The 14,917-nt window shown below is 69.8% G+C and carries 15 protein-coding genes; 11 read left to right on the top strand and 4 right to left on the bottom strand.

The window, feature by feature from the left end:
* The first annotated feature begins 22 nt into the window (after positions 1-22).
* Positions 23-1,228 carry a hypothetical protein gene (locus BLT44_RS11650; RefSeq protein ID WP_010156888.1) on the top strand — a complete coding sequence of 402 codons (1,206 nt, stop codon included), beginning with the start codon at positions 23-25 and terminating at the stop codon, positions 1,226-1,228.
* 103 nt (positions 1,229-1,331) lie between these two features.
* Positions 1,332-2,627, top strand: a complete 1,296-nt coding sequence (locus BLT44_RS11645; RefSeq protein ID WP_029608295.1) for an ABC transporter substrate-binding protein — start codon at positions 1,332-1,334, stop codon at positions 2,625-2,627.
* Between the two features lie 72 nt (positions 2,628-2,699).
* On the opposite strand, the gene BLT44_RS11640 is transcribed toward BLT44_RS11645, so the two are convergent.
* The 4 genes from BLT44_RS11640 to BLT44_RS11625 are packed head-to-tail and all read right to left on the bottom strand — an operon-like array spanning position 2,700 to position 6,730.
* Entirely contained in the window at positions 2,700-3,461 is a 762-nt protein-coding gene (locus tag BLT44_RS11640; RefSeq protein ID WP_010156890.1) for an ABC transporter ATP-binding protein, read from the bottom strand.
* Positions 3,458-4,414, bottom strand: coding sequence for an ABC transporter ATP-binding protein (locus BLT44_RS11635; protein WP_010156891.1), 957 nt, complete (start codon positions 4,412-4,414; stop codon positions 3,458-3,460). The genes BLT44_RS11640 and BLT44_RS11635 overlap by 4 nt, the downstream gene beginning before the upstream one ends.
* Complete coding sequence (locus tag BLT44_RS11630; RefSeq protein WP_010156892.1) at positions 4,407-5,393, bottom strand: branched-chain amino acid ABC transporter permease; 987 nt, start codon at positions 5,391-5,393, stop codon at positions 4,407-4,409. The genes BLT44_RS11635 and BLT44_RS11630 overlap by 8 nt, the downstream gene beginning before the upstream one ends.
* Positions 5,394-5,401: 8 nt before the next feature.
* Entirely contained in the window at positions 5,402-6,730 is a 1,329-nt protein-coding gene (locus BLT44_RS11625; RefSeq protein WP_010156894.1) for a branched-chain amino acid ABC transporter permease, read from the bottom strand.
* 219 nt (positions 6,731-6,949) lie between these two features.
* Here BLT44_RS11625 and ftsY point away from each other — a divergent pair, with 219 nt between their 5' ends.
* The 9 genes from ftsY to BLT44_RS11580 all read left to right on the top strand — a co-directional run bounded on the left by ftsY (position 6,950) and on the right by BLT44_RS11580 (position 14,867).
* On the top strand, positions 6,950-7,825 hold the full coding sequence (gene ftsY / locus BLT44_RS11620) for a signal recognition particle-docking protein FtsY (protein WP_010156895.1): 876 nt from the start codon (positions 6,950-6,952) through the stop codon (positions 7,823-7,825).
* Positions 7,826-7,922: 97 nt separating this feature from the next.
* Complete coding sequence (locus BLT44_RS11615; protein ID WP_010156896.1) at positions 7,923-8,771, top strand: 3-hydroxyacyl-CoA dehydrogenase; 849 nt, start codon at positions 7,923-7,925, stop codon at positions 8,769-8,771.
* Between the two features lie 115 nt (positions 8,772-8,886).
* Entirely contained in the window at positions 8,887-10,452 is a 1,566-nt protein-coding gene (gene ffh / locus BLT44_RS11610) for a signal recognition particle protein (protein ID WP_010156897.1), read from the top strand.
* A gap of 141 nt (positions 10,453-10,593) precedes the next feature.
* On the top strand, positions 10,594-11,010 hold the full coding sequence (rpsP, locus tag BLT44_RS11605; RefSeq protein WP_010156898.1) for a 30S ribosomal protein S16: 417 nt from the start codon (positions 10,594-10,596) through the stop codon (positions 11,008-11,010).
* A 5-nt stretch (positions 11,011-11,015) separates the two neighbouring features.
* Complete coding sequence (locus tag BLT44_RS11600) at positions 11,016-11,288, top strand: RNA-binding protein (protein ID WP_010156899.1); 273 nt, start codon at positions 11,016-11,018, stop codon at positions 11,286-11,288.
* The gene (gene rimM / locus BLT44_RS11595; RefSeq protein ID WP_081473329.1) at positions 11,288-11,992 is read left to right on the top strand and encodes a ribosome maturation factor RimM; all 705 of its coding nucleotides are present in this window, start codon (positions 11,288-11,290) and stop codon (positions 11,990-11,992) included. The genes BLT44_RS11600 and rimM overlap by 1 nt, the downstream gene beginning before the upstream one ends.
* Complete coding sequence (gene trmD / locus BLT44_RS11590; RefSeq protein ID WP_010156901.1) at positions 11,989-12,726, top strand: tRNA (guanosine(37)-N1)-methyltransferase TrmD; 738 nt, start codon at positions 11,989-11,991, stop codon at positions 12,724-12,726. The genes rimM and trmD overlap by 4 nt, the downstream gene beginning before the upstream one ends.
* A gap of 63 nt (positions 12,727-12,789) precedes the next feature.
* Positions 12,790-14,142 (top strand): Mur ligase family protein, encoded by a 1,353-nt coding sequence (locus BLT44_RS11585; protein WP_010156902.1) that lies wholly within the window; start codon positions 12,790-12,792, stop codon positions 14,140-14,142.
* Complete coding sequence (locus BLT44_RS11580; RefSeq protein WP_010156903.1) at positions 14,139-14,867, top strand: type 1 glutamine amidotransferase; 729 nt, start codon at positions 14,139-14,141, stop codon at positions 14,865-14,867. The genes BLT44_RS11585 and BLT44_RS11580 overlap by 4 nt, the downstream gene beginning before the upstream one ends.
* Positions 14,868-14,917: the final 50 nt, after the last annotated feature.

The following is a 14,917-nucleotide window of genomic DNA, read 5'->3' as shown; positions in this document are numbered from 1 at the left end:
CGCATCGCGGCATGATGGAGCGATGACGCCGGGAGAATTGCTGGAGGGGCCGCGCGGGCGGCGCCTGTGCCTCGAACTCGCACGCGCATCGATCGCGGCGCTCCCGGAGGGCCACCCCGACGGCGAGCGCTGGCAGTACGGCCTGTTCATGGCGCCGATGCGGCTCGCGGACGAAGCGAGCTCCTCGCGCGTCGTCTGGTACTCCTCGAATGCGGACGCGGCCTCGACCGCCCCGCCGCAACCGTACGGGCCGGGTCGACCCGGAGCCGTGTCCTCAGCGATCGACGCGTTCGAGCGGGTGCCCCTACCCGACCTCACTGCTGCGCTGCTGCTGGAGGCCCTCGTCGCCACCGTCGACGGCGCGCGGTACTGGCAGCCGCCCGAAGGCTACGATGCGCTCGCCTCGCTTCCGGAGGCCCGGCGGGGGATGCTGCGCTTCGCCGAAGTCGTCATTCGGTCGCCGCACGCGGCATGGTGGTCGCGCGACGATCCCGCCGCGGCGCAGTACGCGGTGATTCCGGATGTCGACCCCGAGGTCGACCCGAACGCGACGCGCGGCGACGCGGGCGCCGGCCCGCCCGAGTTGCAGCTGGAAGACGTGAGCTCGCGGTACGCGGGCGCCACGTTGGGGGCGTGGAGGGCCGATCGACGCATCATCGAACAGCGCAGCCTCCGCGATCTCGAGGAGTACCCGGAGGGCGGCTCGGGCGAATGGTGGTCGTTTCCGCCCCACGGCGTGCTCGCGACGACGGGCGCGATTCCGGGGTTCGGGCCCGTCGCACTGCACCTGGAGGAGGACGGGCGCGGCCCGGAGGGGGCGACCGTCGTGCCGATCGGAGCCGCAGCGCACGCGCGCACCTGCACCATCAGGGAAGCGTCGGACTGGGCGGCGCTCTGCGCAGCGCACCCGCTCGACGTCTCCGCGCAGATGCTGCACGACTGGGGCGAGACGACCGGGCGGTCGGGCGCGTGGGTGATGCCCGACTGGTCGCGGGTCGCGGAGCACTGGGACGGGGTGCACCTCGGTACGAGCGCGTACCTGCGGCTCGCAGGGCGGGCGATCGACTGCGGCCGCGATCGGGCCGGCGTGATCGCCGGGTGGTCTCCCGACACGACCTTCTGGCTCCGCGATGTGGTCGGACCCGTGGGCGCCGCCGAGCGCTGGGTCCGCTCCGAACCGAACACCCACGTCAACGTCCACGCGTGGAGCCGCGGTGTTACGAGTTGATGACGCCTCGGCGGCCCCCGTTCTCGCCCGGCGCACCGGCAGACTATGCTCGGAGCAACGCCCCAGCGTCGGGGCGTCATTTCTGCTTCAGAAAGGTGCACCAATGAAGGTTCACTCCAAGACATCAGTGGGCGTGCTCGCGCTGGTCGCCAGCGCCGCGCTCGTGCTCTCGGGCTGCTCGTCGAGCGGCGAGAGCGAGCCGACGGAGTCGGGCGGCGACGGCGGAGGGGGCAGCAGCGAGGCGCTGCAGATCGCGACGCTCCTCCCGCAGACCGGGTCGCTCGGCTTCCTCATGCCTCCCGTGCAGGCCGGCATCGCGCAGGCGCTCGCCGACATCAACGGGGCGGGAGGCGTGCTCGGGCAGGATGTCGAGGTCGTCGCCGAGGCGAACGAGGGCGACGCGAGCGATCTCACCGTCGTGGAATCCGGAGCCGACGACGTGATCGCGAGCGGTGCGTCGTTCGTGCTCGGCGCGATGGGCTCGGGCCGCAGCCAGCACGTGGTGGACCGGATCGCGGAGGCGGGCATCCTGATGGGATCCCCGTCGAACACGTCGGCCGACCTGAGCGGCATCAGCCCCAACTACTTCCGCACCGCGCCGCCCGACACGGTGCAGGGCGACGCGCTCGGCAACCAGATCGTCTCCGACGGCGTCACGAGCGTCGCGTTCCTCACGTTCAACGACCCGTACGGTCTCGGCCTCCGCGACGTGATCCAGGAGACCGTCGAGGCGGCGGGCGCCGAGGTGGTCTACGGCGGCAAGGGCGACGGCAACGAGTTCCCGGTCGAGCAGACCTCGTTCGCATCCGAGATCACGGCCGCGAAGGATTCGGGCGCCGAGGCGATCGTCGTCGTGACGTACGACCAGTTCAAGCAGATCGTGCCCGAGGCCGTGAACCAGGGCCTCGACCTCTCCACGTTCTACCTGGTCGACGGCAACGCCAACGGCTACGAGAGCGACTTCGAGGCCGGCACGCTGGAGGGCGCGCAGGCGTCCATCCCGGGCGCCCAGTCGAACGAGGAGTTCCAGCAGCAGCTGCAGGACATCTACGCGACCGAGTACGACGGCGAGCTGGAGAGCTTCACGTACGCCCCCGAGGCGTACGATCTCGTGACGCTGGTGGCGCTCGCCGCCGAGAAGGCCGAATCGACCGACTCCGCGGCGATCCAGGAGAACCTGGCGGCGGTCTCGGGAGCCGACGGCGGCGAGGAGTGCTCGACGTTCGAGGAGTGCGCGAAGCTCATCCAGGACGGCTCCGACATCCAGTACGTCGGCAAGGCCGGCACCGGGCCGTTGAACGAGAACAACGACCCCTCGTCGGCGTTCATCGGCATCTACCAGTACGACGACTCGAACAACCCGGTCTTCCAGAAGGCCGTGGAGGGGGAGACCGAGTAATCCCACCGGGGCGGATCGCACGACAGAGCCCCCGGCGCACGTTTCGGCGCCGGGGGCTCTGTCGTGCCTCGACTACTCGCGGCGGGCGGATTTCTGCTCCACATCGGCCGCGAGCGTGCCGAGGTAGAGCTCGATAACCTTGGGATCGTTCGCGAGCTCCCTGCCCGGGCCCTCGTAGGAGTTGCGCCCCTGGTCGAGCACGTAGGCGCGGTCGCAGATCTGGAGGCACCGGCGGGCGTTCTGCTCCACCATGATGATGGTGACGCCGGTCTTGTTGATCTGGCGCGTGCGGATGAACGTCTCGTCCTGGCGCACGGGGGAGAGCCCGGCGCTCGGCTCGTCGAGCAGCAGCACCTTCGGCTGCATCATGAGCGCCCGTGCCATGGCCACGGACTGCCGCTCGCCGCCCGACAGGGACCCCGCGCGCTGCTTGCGGCGATCCGCCAGCATCGGGAAGAGCTCCCACATCTCCGCGGCCCTCGCGGTGAACTCCCGGGGCTTGAGGAAGAGGCCCATCTGCAGGTTCTCCTCGATGCTCAGCGACGGGAAGACGTTGTTCGTCTGCGGTACGAAGCCGATGCCCTTGCGCACGAGGTGGTTCGTCGACGTCGTCGTGATGTCCTCTCCTTCGAGGGTGACGGCGCCCTCGCGGATGTTGACGAGGCCGAACAGGGCTTTGAGCAGCGTCGACTTGCCGGCGCCGTTCGGGCCGATGATGCCGATGAGTTCGCCGGCGTACGCCTCGAGCGTGCACCCGTTCAGGATGTTGATGCCGGGGAGGTACCCGGCGGTGAGGTTGTCGGCCTTGATCACCAGTGGAGGCTGCGCGTTCATCGGGTCTCCTTCTCGACCTCGGTGGCGATGGCCCGGATCACTCCGGTGGTGAGCACGTCGTCGTCGCCGAGGTCGCGATCGTGGTGCGCTCCGAGGTAGGCGTCGACGACGGCCTCGCTCGCCATGACGCGCTCGGGTTCCCCCTCGGCGATGATGGTGCCCTGCGCCATCACGACGACCCAGTCGGAGATGTGGCGCACCATGTGCATATCGTGCTCGACGAACAGCACGGTGGTGCCCTCATCGCGCAGGGCCTGGATGTGGTCGAGGAGGCTCTGGGTGAGCGCGGGATTGACGCCCGCCATCGGCTCGTCGAGCATGATCATCGCGGGGTTCGACATGAGCGCCCGCGCCATCTCGAGCAGCTTCTTCTGCCCGCCCGAGAGGTCGCCCGCCATGTCGTCGCGCTTGGCGTCGAGCTTGAACCGGGCGAGCAGCTCGTCGGCGCGGGCGATGTTCTCCCGCTCCCGCTTCGCCCACAGCGGGCCGATGAGCCCGACGAACAGGTTCTCGCCCGGCTGGTCGTTGGCGCCGATGAGCATGTTCTCGAGCACGGTCATGCGCGAGAGGGCCTTGGTGAGCTGGAAGGTGCGCACCATTCCGGATCGCGCCACCTGCGAGGCGCCGGTGCGGTTCAGCGCCTTCCCGTCGAACGTCCACCGCGCGTCGCCGCCGCCGAGGAGCCGCTTGCCGTTCGACGGGCGGTCGAAGCCGGTGATGAGGTTGAAGAACGTGGTCTTGCCGGCGCCGTTCGGGCCGATGAGCGCGGTGATGGCGCCGCGCTGCACTTCGAGGTGCTCGACGTTCACCGCCTGCAGCCCGCCGAACTGCCGTTCGATGCGGTCGACCGTCAGAATCGGGTCGGGCTTCGGCACGCCGGGGGTCTGGTCGAGGCCGGCGAGCGTCGCACGGAGCGCGGCGCGGTCGGTGGGGTAGCTCTGCGCGTCAGACATTGAACGACAGCTCCTTCTTGTTGCCGAGTATGCCCTGCGGTCGGAAGACCACCAGCAGGATGAGCGAGATGCCGATGAGGATCCAGGCGAGCTGCTCGGTCTGCTGGGCGCTGAGCACCGATGCGGGCACGAACTCGCCGGCGAGGCTGGTGAGCACGAGTCGGATGACGAAGAACAGGATGCTGCCGAGCAGCGGCCCGAAGATGGTGGCGGCCCCGCCGAGCAGCATGATCATCCAGAGGTTGAAGGTGGTGGGGCGGCCCATCGAGTCGGGCTGCATGGCGGCGGGGAGCGCCATCACGATGCCGCCGAACGCGCCCATGACGCCGCCGAGGATCAGGGCCTGCAGCTTGTACGAGAACGAGCTCTTGCCGAGGCTCCGCACCGCGTCCTCGTCCTCGCGGATCCCCTTGAGCACGCGGCCCCACGGGCTCCGCACCAGCGCCCAGGTGATGAGGATGAACACGGCGACGAGGCCCCAGGCGACGAGGCGCGTCCACCAGTCGTCGACGCCGGTGTTCGCGTAGGTCAAACCGAGGATCGTGGTCTTGCCCTCGGGGAGCGGGGAGAGCTCCGTGAAGACGTGGCGGTACTTCTGGCCGGGGATGCCGGTCGGTCCGCCGGTCACGTCTTGCAGCGCGGCGAGCTTCACGACCATTCGGATGATCTCGGCCGCGCTGATGGTGACGATCGCGAGATAGTCGCCGCGCAGTTTGAGGGTGGGGATGCCGAGGATCAGGGCGAAGAGCACCGCGGCGAGGATCGCGATCAGCATCGCCGTCCAGAAGCCCGCCCCGAGCACCACCGACACGCCGAAGCCGTAGGCGCCGACGAGCATGAAGCCCGCCTGCCCCATGTTCATGAGGCCGGTGAAGCCGAAGTGCACGTTCAGGCCGATCGCGGCGAGCACGAAGGCGGCGGTGGTGGGGGAGAGCGCGGTCTGCAGGATGCTCTGCAGGAGTCCAGTCCAGAATTCCATGATTGTTCCTAGCCGATCCGCTCTTTGCGTCCGAATATGCCCTGCGGTCGCACCAGCAGGATCAGGATGAGGAGGAGCAATGCGCTCGCATACTTGAGGTCGCCGGGGAGCCAGATGTTCGTGAGCTCGACGATCATGCCGATGATCATCGAGCCGACGAAGGCCCCGAAGGCGGTGCCGAGACCGCCGAGCGTGACCGCGGCGAAGAACATGAGCAGCATCGTGCCGCCCGTGAACCAGTTGAGGCCGTTGAAGATCAGCCCGAAGAACACTCCCGCGAGGCCCGCGAGCCCGCCGCCGACGATCCACACGATGTTGATGACGCGATCCACGTCGATGCCGGAGGCCCGGGCGAGGGCGGGGTTGTCGGAGATGGCCCGGGTCGCCCGGCCGAAGCGGGTGTACATGAGCCCGAGGCCCACCGCGATGATCGCGAGCAGCGAGACTCCCATGGCAATGTACGACTGCACCGTGAGCGTGACGCCCGCGATCGTGAGCGTCGCGGCGGTGCTCGTGTCGATGCGCACCACGCCGGAGCCGAAGAAGAACTGGAAGGTGTACTGCAGGGTGATCGACAGGCCGATCGAGACGATCATGAGCTGCATGAGGCTCAGCCGGCGTTTGCGCAGCGGCTTCCAGAGCACCTTGTCCTGCACCCATCCGAACCCGGCGCACGCGATCACGGCGCAGAGTCCCGCGAGCCACAGGTTGCCCGTCACCCCCATGAACGCCGCCGCGAGCAGCCCGCCCATCGTGACCATCTCGCCCTGCGCGAAGTTGCTGAGGCCGGTCGTGCCGAAGACGAGCGAGAGCCCGAGCGACGCCAGAGCGATGAGAAGGCCCATGCGGATGCCCGAGACGAACTGCTGCCAGAACCGCGGCCACGAGAACGAATCGCCGGAGGAGGCCGACGACGCCGGCTTCGTCTCGGTCGTGTCGCCGCCGGTCTCGGGGGTAGTGGTCGCCGCTTCGGGATCGTCGGTCAGCGGGAACAGCGCGCTCGCCGTGCTGTGCAGCTCGACGTCGACCTCGCGCTCGCCGGCGGACTTGAAGAACTGCCCGTCGGGCAGCGTCTCCTCGTCGACGGCCACGGTGTAGGCGCCGGCCTCCGTCGCGCTGAACACCCAGCGCCCGGCCTCGTCCGTCTCAGTCGTGCTCTCGGCCCCCGCGCCGCTGAGCGTCACGGCGATGCCCGGCGCGGGCTCCCCGCTGCTCAGCTTGATCACGCCCTGCACGCAGCCGGTCGACGGATCGGGCTCGCAGGCTTCCGCCGCGTGGGCCGGTGCTGCGGAGAACGCCGCGGCGAAGATCGCGAGCAGGGCGACGATCACCAGCATCAGGATCCCCCTGATGGGCACTCGTCTGCGGTGCAGAGTCGGGTTCACCGGACCTCCATTGGTCGTTGAACAGTCGAGACGTCGGGTGCGCCCAGACAACAGTGTCGCCCAAATATATACCGACAATCCGTCTTCGCGTGCGCATGGGGCGGCCGGAATGCGAATTCGCGCGAGCACCGCGCTCCGAGGAGGGGCCGCGGGCGGCGGTAGTCTGGGGGCATGGCAGAGCGATCCTGGTCTTTCTCGAAAGCATTCCGCAATCTCTTCAGCGGGCCCGAGCTCATCACCGAGGAGACCTGGGACGATCTCGAGACCGCGCTCATCACGGCCGATTTCGGCCCCGATGTGACCGAGTCGATCCTCGACGGGCTGCGCGCCGACGTCGAGCGCCACCGCGTCACGGAGGTCGCGGAGATGCGCCGCATGCTCCGCGACGCCATCGAGGAGCGACTCGCTGCGTACGATCCGACGCTCCGCCTCTCGGAGCGGCCGGCGGTCATCCTCGTGGTGGGGGTGAACGGCGTCGGCAAGACGACGACGATCGGCAAGTTCGCGAAGTACCTGACCGCGTTCGACAAGCGCGTGCTCGTCGGTGCGGCCGACACGTTCCGCGCGGCCGCGGTCGAGCAGCTCGCGACGTGGGCCGAGCGCGCGGGCGTCGACATCGTGAAGCCCCAGCAGGCCGGGCAGGACCCGGCATCCGTGGCGTTCCAGACGGTGCAGCGCGCCATCGACGCCGAGTACGAGATCGCCATCATCGACACCGCCGGCCGCCTGCAGACGAAGGGCGGCCTCATGGACGAGCTCGGCAAGGTGCGGCGCGTCATCGAGAAGCAGGCGCCGGTCTCCGAGGTGCTCCTCGTGCTCGACGCGACGACCGGCCAGAACGGGCTCGCGCAAGCCGAGGCGTTCATCCAGCACGCCGGCGTGACCGGGCTCGTGCTCACGAAGCTCGACGGATCGGCGAAGGGCGGGTTCGTGCTCTCCGTGCAGGAGAAGACCGGCCTTCCCGTCAAGCTCGTCGGGCAGGGCGAGGGCATCGGCGACCTCACCGGCTTCACGCCGCACGTGTTCGCCCAGCAGCTCATCGGCTGATCGCCGTGCGCGTAATCCGCAGCGGGATCGCGCGAGGAGGAGTAGACCGGTGATGGAGCGGACCTCACCCGGGCCCGCACATCGAGAAAGGGTCATCATGCAGCGTCTCACCGTACTCGGCACCGGAGTACTCGGCTCCCAGATCGCCTTCCAGGCGGCCTACTTCGGCAAGGACGTCGTCGCCTACGACATCGACGACGCGGCGATCGGCAAGCTCGCCGAGCGCTGGGCGTACCTGAAGCCGCTCTACCTGCGCGACCTGCCCGACGCGACCCCCGAGAAGCTCGACGCGGCGGTCGGCCGGATCCGCGCCACCACCGACCTGGGCGAGGCGCTCGCGCAGGCCGAGCTCGTGATCGAGGCCGTGCCCGAGAATCTCGAGATCAAGCGCGACACGTGGCGCCGCGTCGGCGAGCTCGCGCCCGCCGAGACGATCTTCGCCACGAACTCCTCCACGCTGCTGCCGAGCGACATCGCGCCCGCGTCGGGCCACCCCGAGCGGTTCCTCGCGCTGCACTTCGCGAACGAGGTGTGGAAGAACAACACCGGAGAAGTGATGGGGCACGCGGGCACCGACCCCCAGGCCTTCGAGGCCGTGGCCCGGTTCGCCGAGGAGATCGGGATGGTGCCGATCCGCGTGCTCAAGGAGCAGCCGGGCTACGTGCTGAACTCGCTCCTCGTGCCTCTGCTCGACGCGGCGAGCGGGCTGCTCATGGGCGGCGTCGCGACCCCCGAGGACATCGACCGCACGTGGCGCATCGGCACCGGGGCTCCGCTCGGCCCGTTCCAGATCTTCGACGTGATCGGCATGATGACTCCCTACATGCTGAACAAGGACAGCGAGAAGCCGGGCGCACGCGCCTTCGCCGAGTACCTGAAGCGCGAGTACATCGACAAGGGGTACCTCGGCAAGGGGAGCGGCCGCGGGTTCTACACCTACGAGTAGGCGGCTCCGGCCCCGCACGTCGCTCGGGTCGGCATGCGGCCCCGTGAGCCCCCTCCCGGAGGATCCGCTCACGAGGGCCGAGCCCCGGCCCGATGCGGGCTAGAATGAACCCGCTATGGCTACTTTCGGAAACCTCTCGGCGCGACTGACCGACACCCTCAAGAACCTCCGGTCGAAGGGCAAGCTCTCCGCGTCCGACGTCGACAGCACGGTCCGCGAGATCCGTCGCGCCCTGCTCGAGGCCGACGTCGCGCTCGACGTCGTCAAGGAGTTCACCGCGAAGGTGCGGGAGCGCGCGCTCGGCGACGAGGTGAATCAGGCGCTCAACCCGGCGCAGCAGGTCGTGCAGATCGTCAACGAGGAGCTCGTCGCCATTCTCGGCGGCGAGCAGCGGCGGCTGCAGTTCGCGAAGAACCCTCCCACCGTCATTATGCTGGCGGGCCTGCAGGGCGCCGGCAAGACGACGCTCGCCGGCAAGCTCGCGAAGTGGCTCCGCGACCAAGGGCACACCCCGCTGCTCGTCGCCTGCGACCTGCAGCGCCCGAATGCGGTGACGCAGCTCGGCGTCGTCGCCGAGCAGGCCGGAGCCGAGATCTTCGCGCCCGAGCCGGGCAACGGCGTCGGCGATCCGGTGCAGGTCGCGAAGCGCGGCGTCGCAGAGGCGCGCTCCAAGCACTACGACTTCGTCATCATCGACACCGCGGGCCGCCTCGGCGTCGACGCCGAGCTCATGCGTCAGGCATCCGACATCCGCAAGGCGACCGACCCCGACGAGGTGCTCTTCGTCATCGACGCGATGATCGGCCAGGACGCCGTCGCCACGGCCCAGGCCTTCCAGGAGGGCGTCGACTTCACCGGCGTCGTGCTCACGAAGCTCGACGGCGATGCGCGCGGCGGCGCCGCGCTCTCCATCCGCAGCGTCACCGGCCGGCCGATCCTCTTCGCCTCCACCGGCGAAGGGCTGAAGGACTTCGAGCCGTTCCACCCCGACCGCATGGCGAGCCGCATCCTCGACCTCGGCGACATCCTCACCCTCATCGAGCAGGCGCAGTCCGCGTTCGACGAGGAGGAGGCGCGCAAGGTCGCCGAGAAGATCGCGAAGGACGCGTTCACCCTCGACGACTTCCTCGGGCAGATGCAGCAGCTGCGCAAGGCTGGATCGCTGAAGAAGATGATGGGCATGCTGCCCGGCATGGGCAAGATGCAGTCGCAGCTCGACAACTTCGACGAGCGCGAGATCGTGCGCACCGAGGCGATCATCCAGTCGATGACGAAGGCCGAGCGCGAGAACCCGAAGCTGCTCAACGGTTCGCGACGGCTGCGCATCGCCAAGGGCTCGGGCATGACCGTCACCGACGTGAACCAGCTCGTGCAGCGCTTCGAGCAGGCGGCGAAGATGATGAAGACCGTGGCTCGCGGCGGCGTGCCGCAGATCCCCGGCATGGGCCCGGTGCCCGGAATGGGCGGCGGCCGCAAGAAGCAGCAGCCGGCGAAGGGCAAGGGCAAGCGGCAGTCGGGCAACCCGGCGAAGCGCGCGCAGGAGGCCGCGGGCATCGCCGCGAAGCCGGCCGGCGGCGGTCAGAGCGGCACCGGCTTCGGGCTCGGTGCGGGCGGCGCGGGGCAGCCGAGCGAAGAGGATCTCGCGAAGCTGCAGCAGATGCTCGGCAAGGGCATGCGATAAAAAGCCCGGTCGCAGCAAAAATTGCAATGCTGCCCCAGGTGTGGCAGTATTGACGGGTTCGCGCAATTCGCGCGCCCACGCTTCCGCGATCCGGCCAATCGGCACGAGACGCGGCGTCGTTCATCGATTCAAGGAGTCATCATGGCTGTCAAGATCCGTCTCAAGCGCCTCGGCAAGATCCGCGCGCCCTACTACCGCATCGTCGTCGCCGACTCGCGCACCAAGCGCGACGGCCGCGTCATCGAGGAGATCGGCAAGTACCACCCGACCGAGAACCCCTCGTTCATCGAGGTCGACTCCGACCGCGCGCAGTACTGGCTGAGCGTCGGCGCGCAGCCGACCGAGCAGGTCGCCGCCATCCTCAAGCTCTCGGGCGACTGGGGCAAGTTCACCGGCACCGGCGAGACCGAGTCGAAGATCCTCGCCCCCGAGGCGAAGGTTCCGTTCGAGGCCGACGCCGCGAAGAAGCCCGTGCTGCGCCCCAAGGCCGAGAAGGCCGCCCCTGCAGCAGATGAGGCCCCGGCCGCGGAATCCGCTGACGAGTCGACCGAGGCCTGACGCCTGTGACTCAGCAGGCTCTCGCGGAGGCGCTCGCGCACCTCGTTCGCGGCATCGTCGATCACCCTGAGCGGGTGCGCGTCGATGCCCGCGACGGGAGCCGCGGCGACGTGCTCGAGGTGCGCGTGCATCCGAGCGACCTCGGCCGCGTCATCGGTCGCGGCGGTCGCACGGCGTCGTCACTGCGCACGCTCGTGCTGTCGCTCGCCGACGGCGCGCGCGTCCGCGTCGACGTCGTCGACACGGACGGCGCCGAGGGTGCGGAGCCTGAAGCCTGATGGCAGAGCCGAATGGGCGCGTGCACGCTCCCCGTCCCGCGAGCGGGGCGGGGAGTTTGCGCGTCGGGCGCCTCACGAAACCGCACGGGCTGAAGGGCGGCCTCAAGGTCGAGCTCTTCACCGACAATCCCGAGCTCCGGTTCGTTCCCGGGGCCGAGTTCCACCTGCAGGTGCCAGAGGGCTCGCCCTGGTTCGGTCGCACGATCACGATGCGCGAACTCCGGTGGTTCAACGAGTCGCCCGTCGCGTTCTTCGCCGAGGTCGCCGATCGCACGGCTGCCGAGAGCATCGTGCGCGCGATCCTCTGGATCGACGAGCAGGCCGTCGCCGAGGGCGAGGAGGAGGACGCGTGGTACCACCACCAGCTCGTGGGGCTGGACGTGGTGCGCGACGCCGACGAACCCGGAGGGGCGCCCGTGAAGCTCGGGGTCGTCGCCGAGGTGCAGCACCTCCCGGCGCAGGATCTGCTGGTGGTCACGACCGACGCCGGCCCGGTGCTCGTGCCGTTCGTCACCGCCATCGTGCCGAGCGTCGATATCGAGGCGGGCGTCGTGCGCGTCACGCCGCCGGCGGGTCTCTTCGACGCGTCGGAGGCCGAATCCGACGGCACGGACGGCTCCGCGCGCGCTGATGGGGATCGCGGTTCGGAGCACGACGACACGGCCGAACCGGAGCCGGGCGGCGCGACGGGGCCGTCGGCATGAGGATCGACGTCGTCTCGATCTTCCCCGGCTACTTCGACGCACTCGAGCTCTCGCTGCTCGGCAAGGCGCGCCAGCGCCGACTCATCGACGTGCACGTGCACGACCTGCGCGACTCGGCGCACGACAAGCACCGCACCGTCGACGACACGCCCGCGGGCGGCGGAGCCGGCATGGTGATGAAGCCGGAGCCGTGGGGCGAGGCGCTCGACGGCATCCTGGGCGACGCCGAGGCGGGCGCCGAGCCGCTCATCATCTTCCCGTCGCCGGCCGGCGAGGTCTTCACGCAGGCGATGGCCCGCGAGCTCGCAGACGAGCGCCACCTCGTGTTCGGCTGCGGCCGTTACGAGGGCATCGACCAGCGCGTGTTCGACGAGTACGCGAGCCGGGGGCGCGTGCGGCTCGTCAGCATCGGCGACTACGTGCTCAACGGGGGAGAGGTCGCCGCGATCGCGATGATCGAGGCGATCGGAAGGCTCGTGCCCGGCGTGGTGGGCAACCCGGAGAGCCTCGTCGAGGAGTCTCACGAAGCGGATGGGCTGCTCGAGTACCCGAGCTTCACGAAGCCCGCCAACTGGCGCGAGCGCGCGATCCCCGACGTGCTGCTGAGCGGCAACCACGCGGCGATCGACGCGTGGCGCCGCGAGCAGCGCATCGAGCGGACGGGCCGCGTACGGCCAGAGCTGCTCACCCGGGAGCTCCGGGGCCGGCCTCCGGGGCGGCACGCCGCCGAGTGACGGGAGGCGGCTGCCCCGGCGTGCGCGTTCGGCGGCGCCGGGCGCTGCCTCTAGGCTGGACGCATGCGTGATGTGCTTTCGGCCGTCGTCGGCAAGACGGTGCGCCAGGTCGCCCGGCTCCGCGGCGGCGGCTCAGCCCTGCCCGGTCTCGTCATCGAGAAGCTCGACCCCGGGTTCCTCGGGCGCGTGCTGGGGCGGTTGCCCTACGGCGTGGTCGCCGTCAGCGGAACGAACGGCAAGACGACCACCACGAAGATGGTCGTCGAGCTGCTCGAGGCTCGGGGCCTGCGGGTCTTCACCAACCGCACCGGATCCAACTTCTCCCGCGGAGTCGTCGCCGCGGCGATCCAGGAGAGCGACGTGCGCGGCCGCCTCGACGCCGATATCGCCGTGCTCGAACTCGACGAGGCGCACGCGATGTACTTCATCGACCGCGTGCCGCCGCGCTTCACGCTGCTGCTGAACGTGCTCCGCGACCAGCTCGACCGCTTCGGCGAGATCGACACCACGGCGAAGCTGCTGCAGCGCATCGCCGACGCGACGACCGAGGGGCTCGTCGTGAACCGGGAGGACCGGCTGATCGCCGCGATCGGCGAGCTGACGCGCGCCCGCGCCGGCGACCGGGTCGACGTGCGGGAGTTCGGTCTGTCGAACGCCCTGCTCGCGACGTTCCCGAGCGACGACGACTTCCATCTCTCAGCCGAACCCGGCGTGACGGTGGAGGCCGGGGAGGAGCCGCGCGACGTGCGGCCCGCCGCCGATGTGATGCTGCTCGAGATCGGCGACCACGAGGCGCGGTTCGGCATCGACGGCGAGGAGCACCGCACCTCGTTGAAGCTCGAGGGGCTCTACAACACGTTCAACGCCGCCGCGGCGCTCGCGCTCGTGCGCCAGATCCTCGAGGCCGGTCCGCTCGCGGCGGACGGCGGCGCGGCGCGCGCGGCCGCGACGAACGCCGAGCTCATCGAGGCGCTCGCCGGCATCCGCCCAGCGTTCGGGCGGGGGGAGCAACTGGTGCTCGACGGCGAGCCGCTCGAACTCGTGCTGGTGAAGAACCCGGCCGGCTTCCGGCTCGGGCTCGCCTCGTTCACGGCCGACGGCGTCGCAGCCATGATCGCCATCAACGACCAGTACGCCGACGGGCGCGACATGTCGTGGCTCTGGGACGTCGATTTCACGTCGCTCTCCGCGGCGGGCGTCGACACCGTCGCGGGCACGCGCGCCTGGGACATGGCGCTCCGCCTCGAGCACGACGACGTCGCCGTCGGGCACGTCGAGGAGGACCTGCGGCGCGCGCTCACCGCGTTCCGCGAGCGGACCGTCGGCCGCCCGCGGCGCATCTACTGCACCTACACCGCGATGCTCGAGCTGAGGCGGGCGCTCGCGGACCTGACCGATGTGGAGGACGTCTGGTGAACGACATCGAGCGCGAACTCGTCATCGTCTCGCTCTACCCGCGAGACATGAACATCTACGGCGACCGCGGCAACGTGCTCTCCCTGGCCCGCCGTACGGCGGCGCACGGCTTCACGCCGCGCATCGTCGACGTGAACCCCGGCGACGCGCTGCCCGAGACCGTCGACATCGTGATCGGCGGCGGCGGGCAGGATTCGGGTCAGGGCCGCGTCGCGCTCGACCTCGCGCAGCGGGCCGACGGCATCCGCGCGCTCGCCGTGGACGGCGTGCCCATGCTGATGATCTGCGGGCTCTACCAGCTGTTCGGCCACCGCTTCGTCACGCACGCGGGCGACGAGCTCACCGGCATCGGGGTGCTCGACGTCGAGACGCTCGGCGGCACGGAGCGGATGATCGGCAATGTGGTGCTCGACACCGACGCGTTCGGCGAGGTGATCGGGTACGAGAACCACAGCGGCAGCACGCGCCTCGGGCCGGGGTCGGCGCCGCTCGGGCGGGTGGTGCAGGGCGCGGGCAACGCCCCCGACGCGGGAGTCGAGGGCGCGCGCACGGCGAACGTCATCGGCAGCTATCTGCACGGGTCGCTGCTTCCGAAGAATCCGGCGATCAGCGATTTCCTCATCGGGGAGGCGGCTCGGCGCCGATACGGCTCGTTCGATCCGGTCGCCGAGACGCATGAGGCGGTGCACCGCGCCCGCGAGAGTGCGAAGCGACGACCGCGCTAGGGGCGCCGAAAGTTTTTTCGCGGCCCGGGAATATTCGTTTGCATGTAATA

The sequence above is a fragment of the Leucobacter chromiiresistens genome, from assembly GCF_900102345.1.
GTDB classification, from domain to species: domain Bacteria; phylum Actinomycetota; class Actinomycetes; order Actinomycetales; family Microbacteriaceae; genus Leucobacter; species Leucobacter chromiiresistens.
The sequence above is the reverse complement of the archived record's forward strand: the minus strand, read 5'-3'. Positions and strand labels throughout refer to the sequence as shown.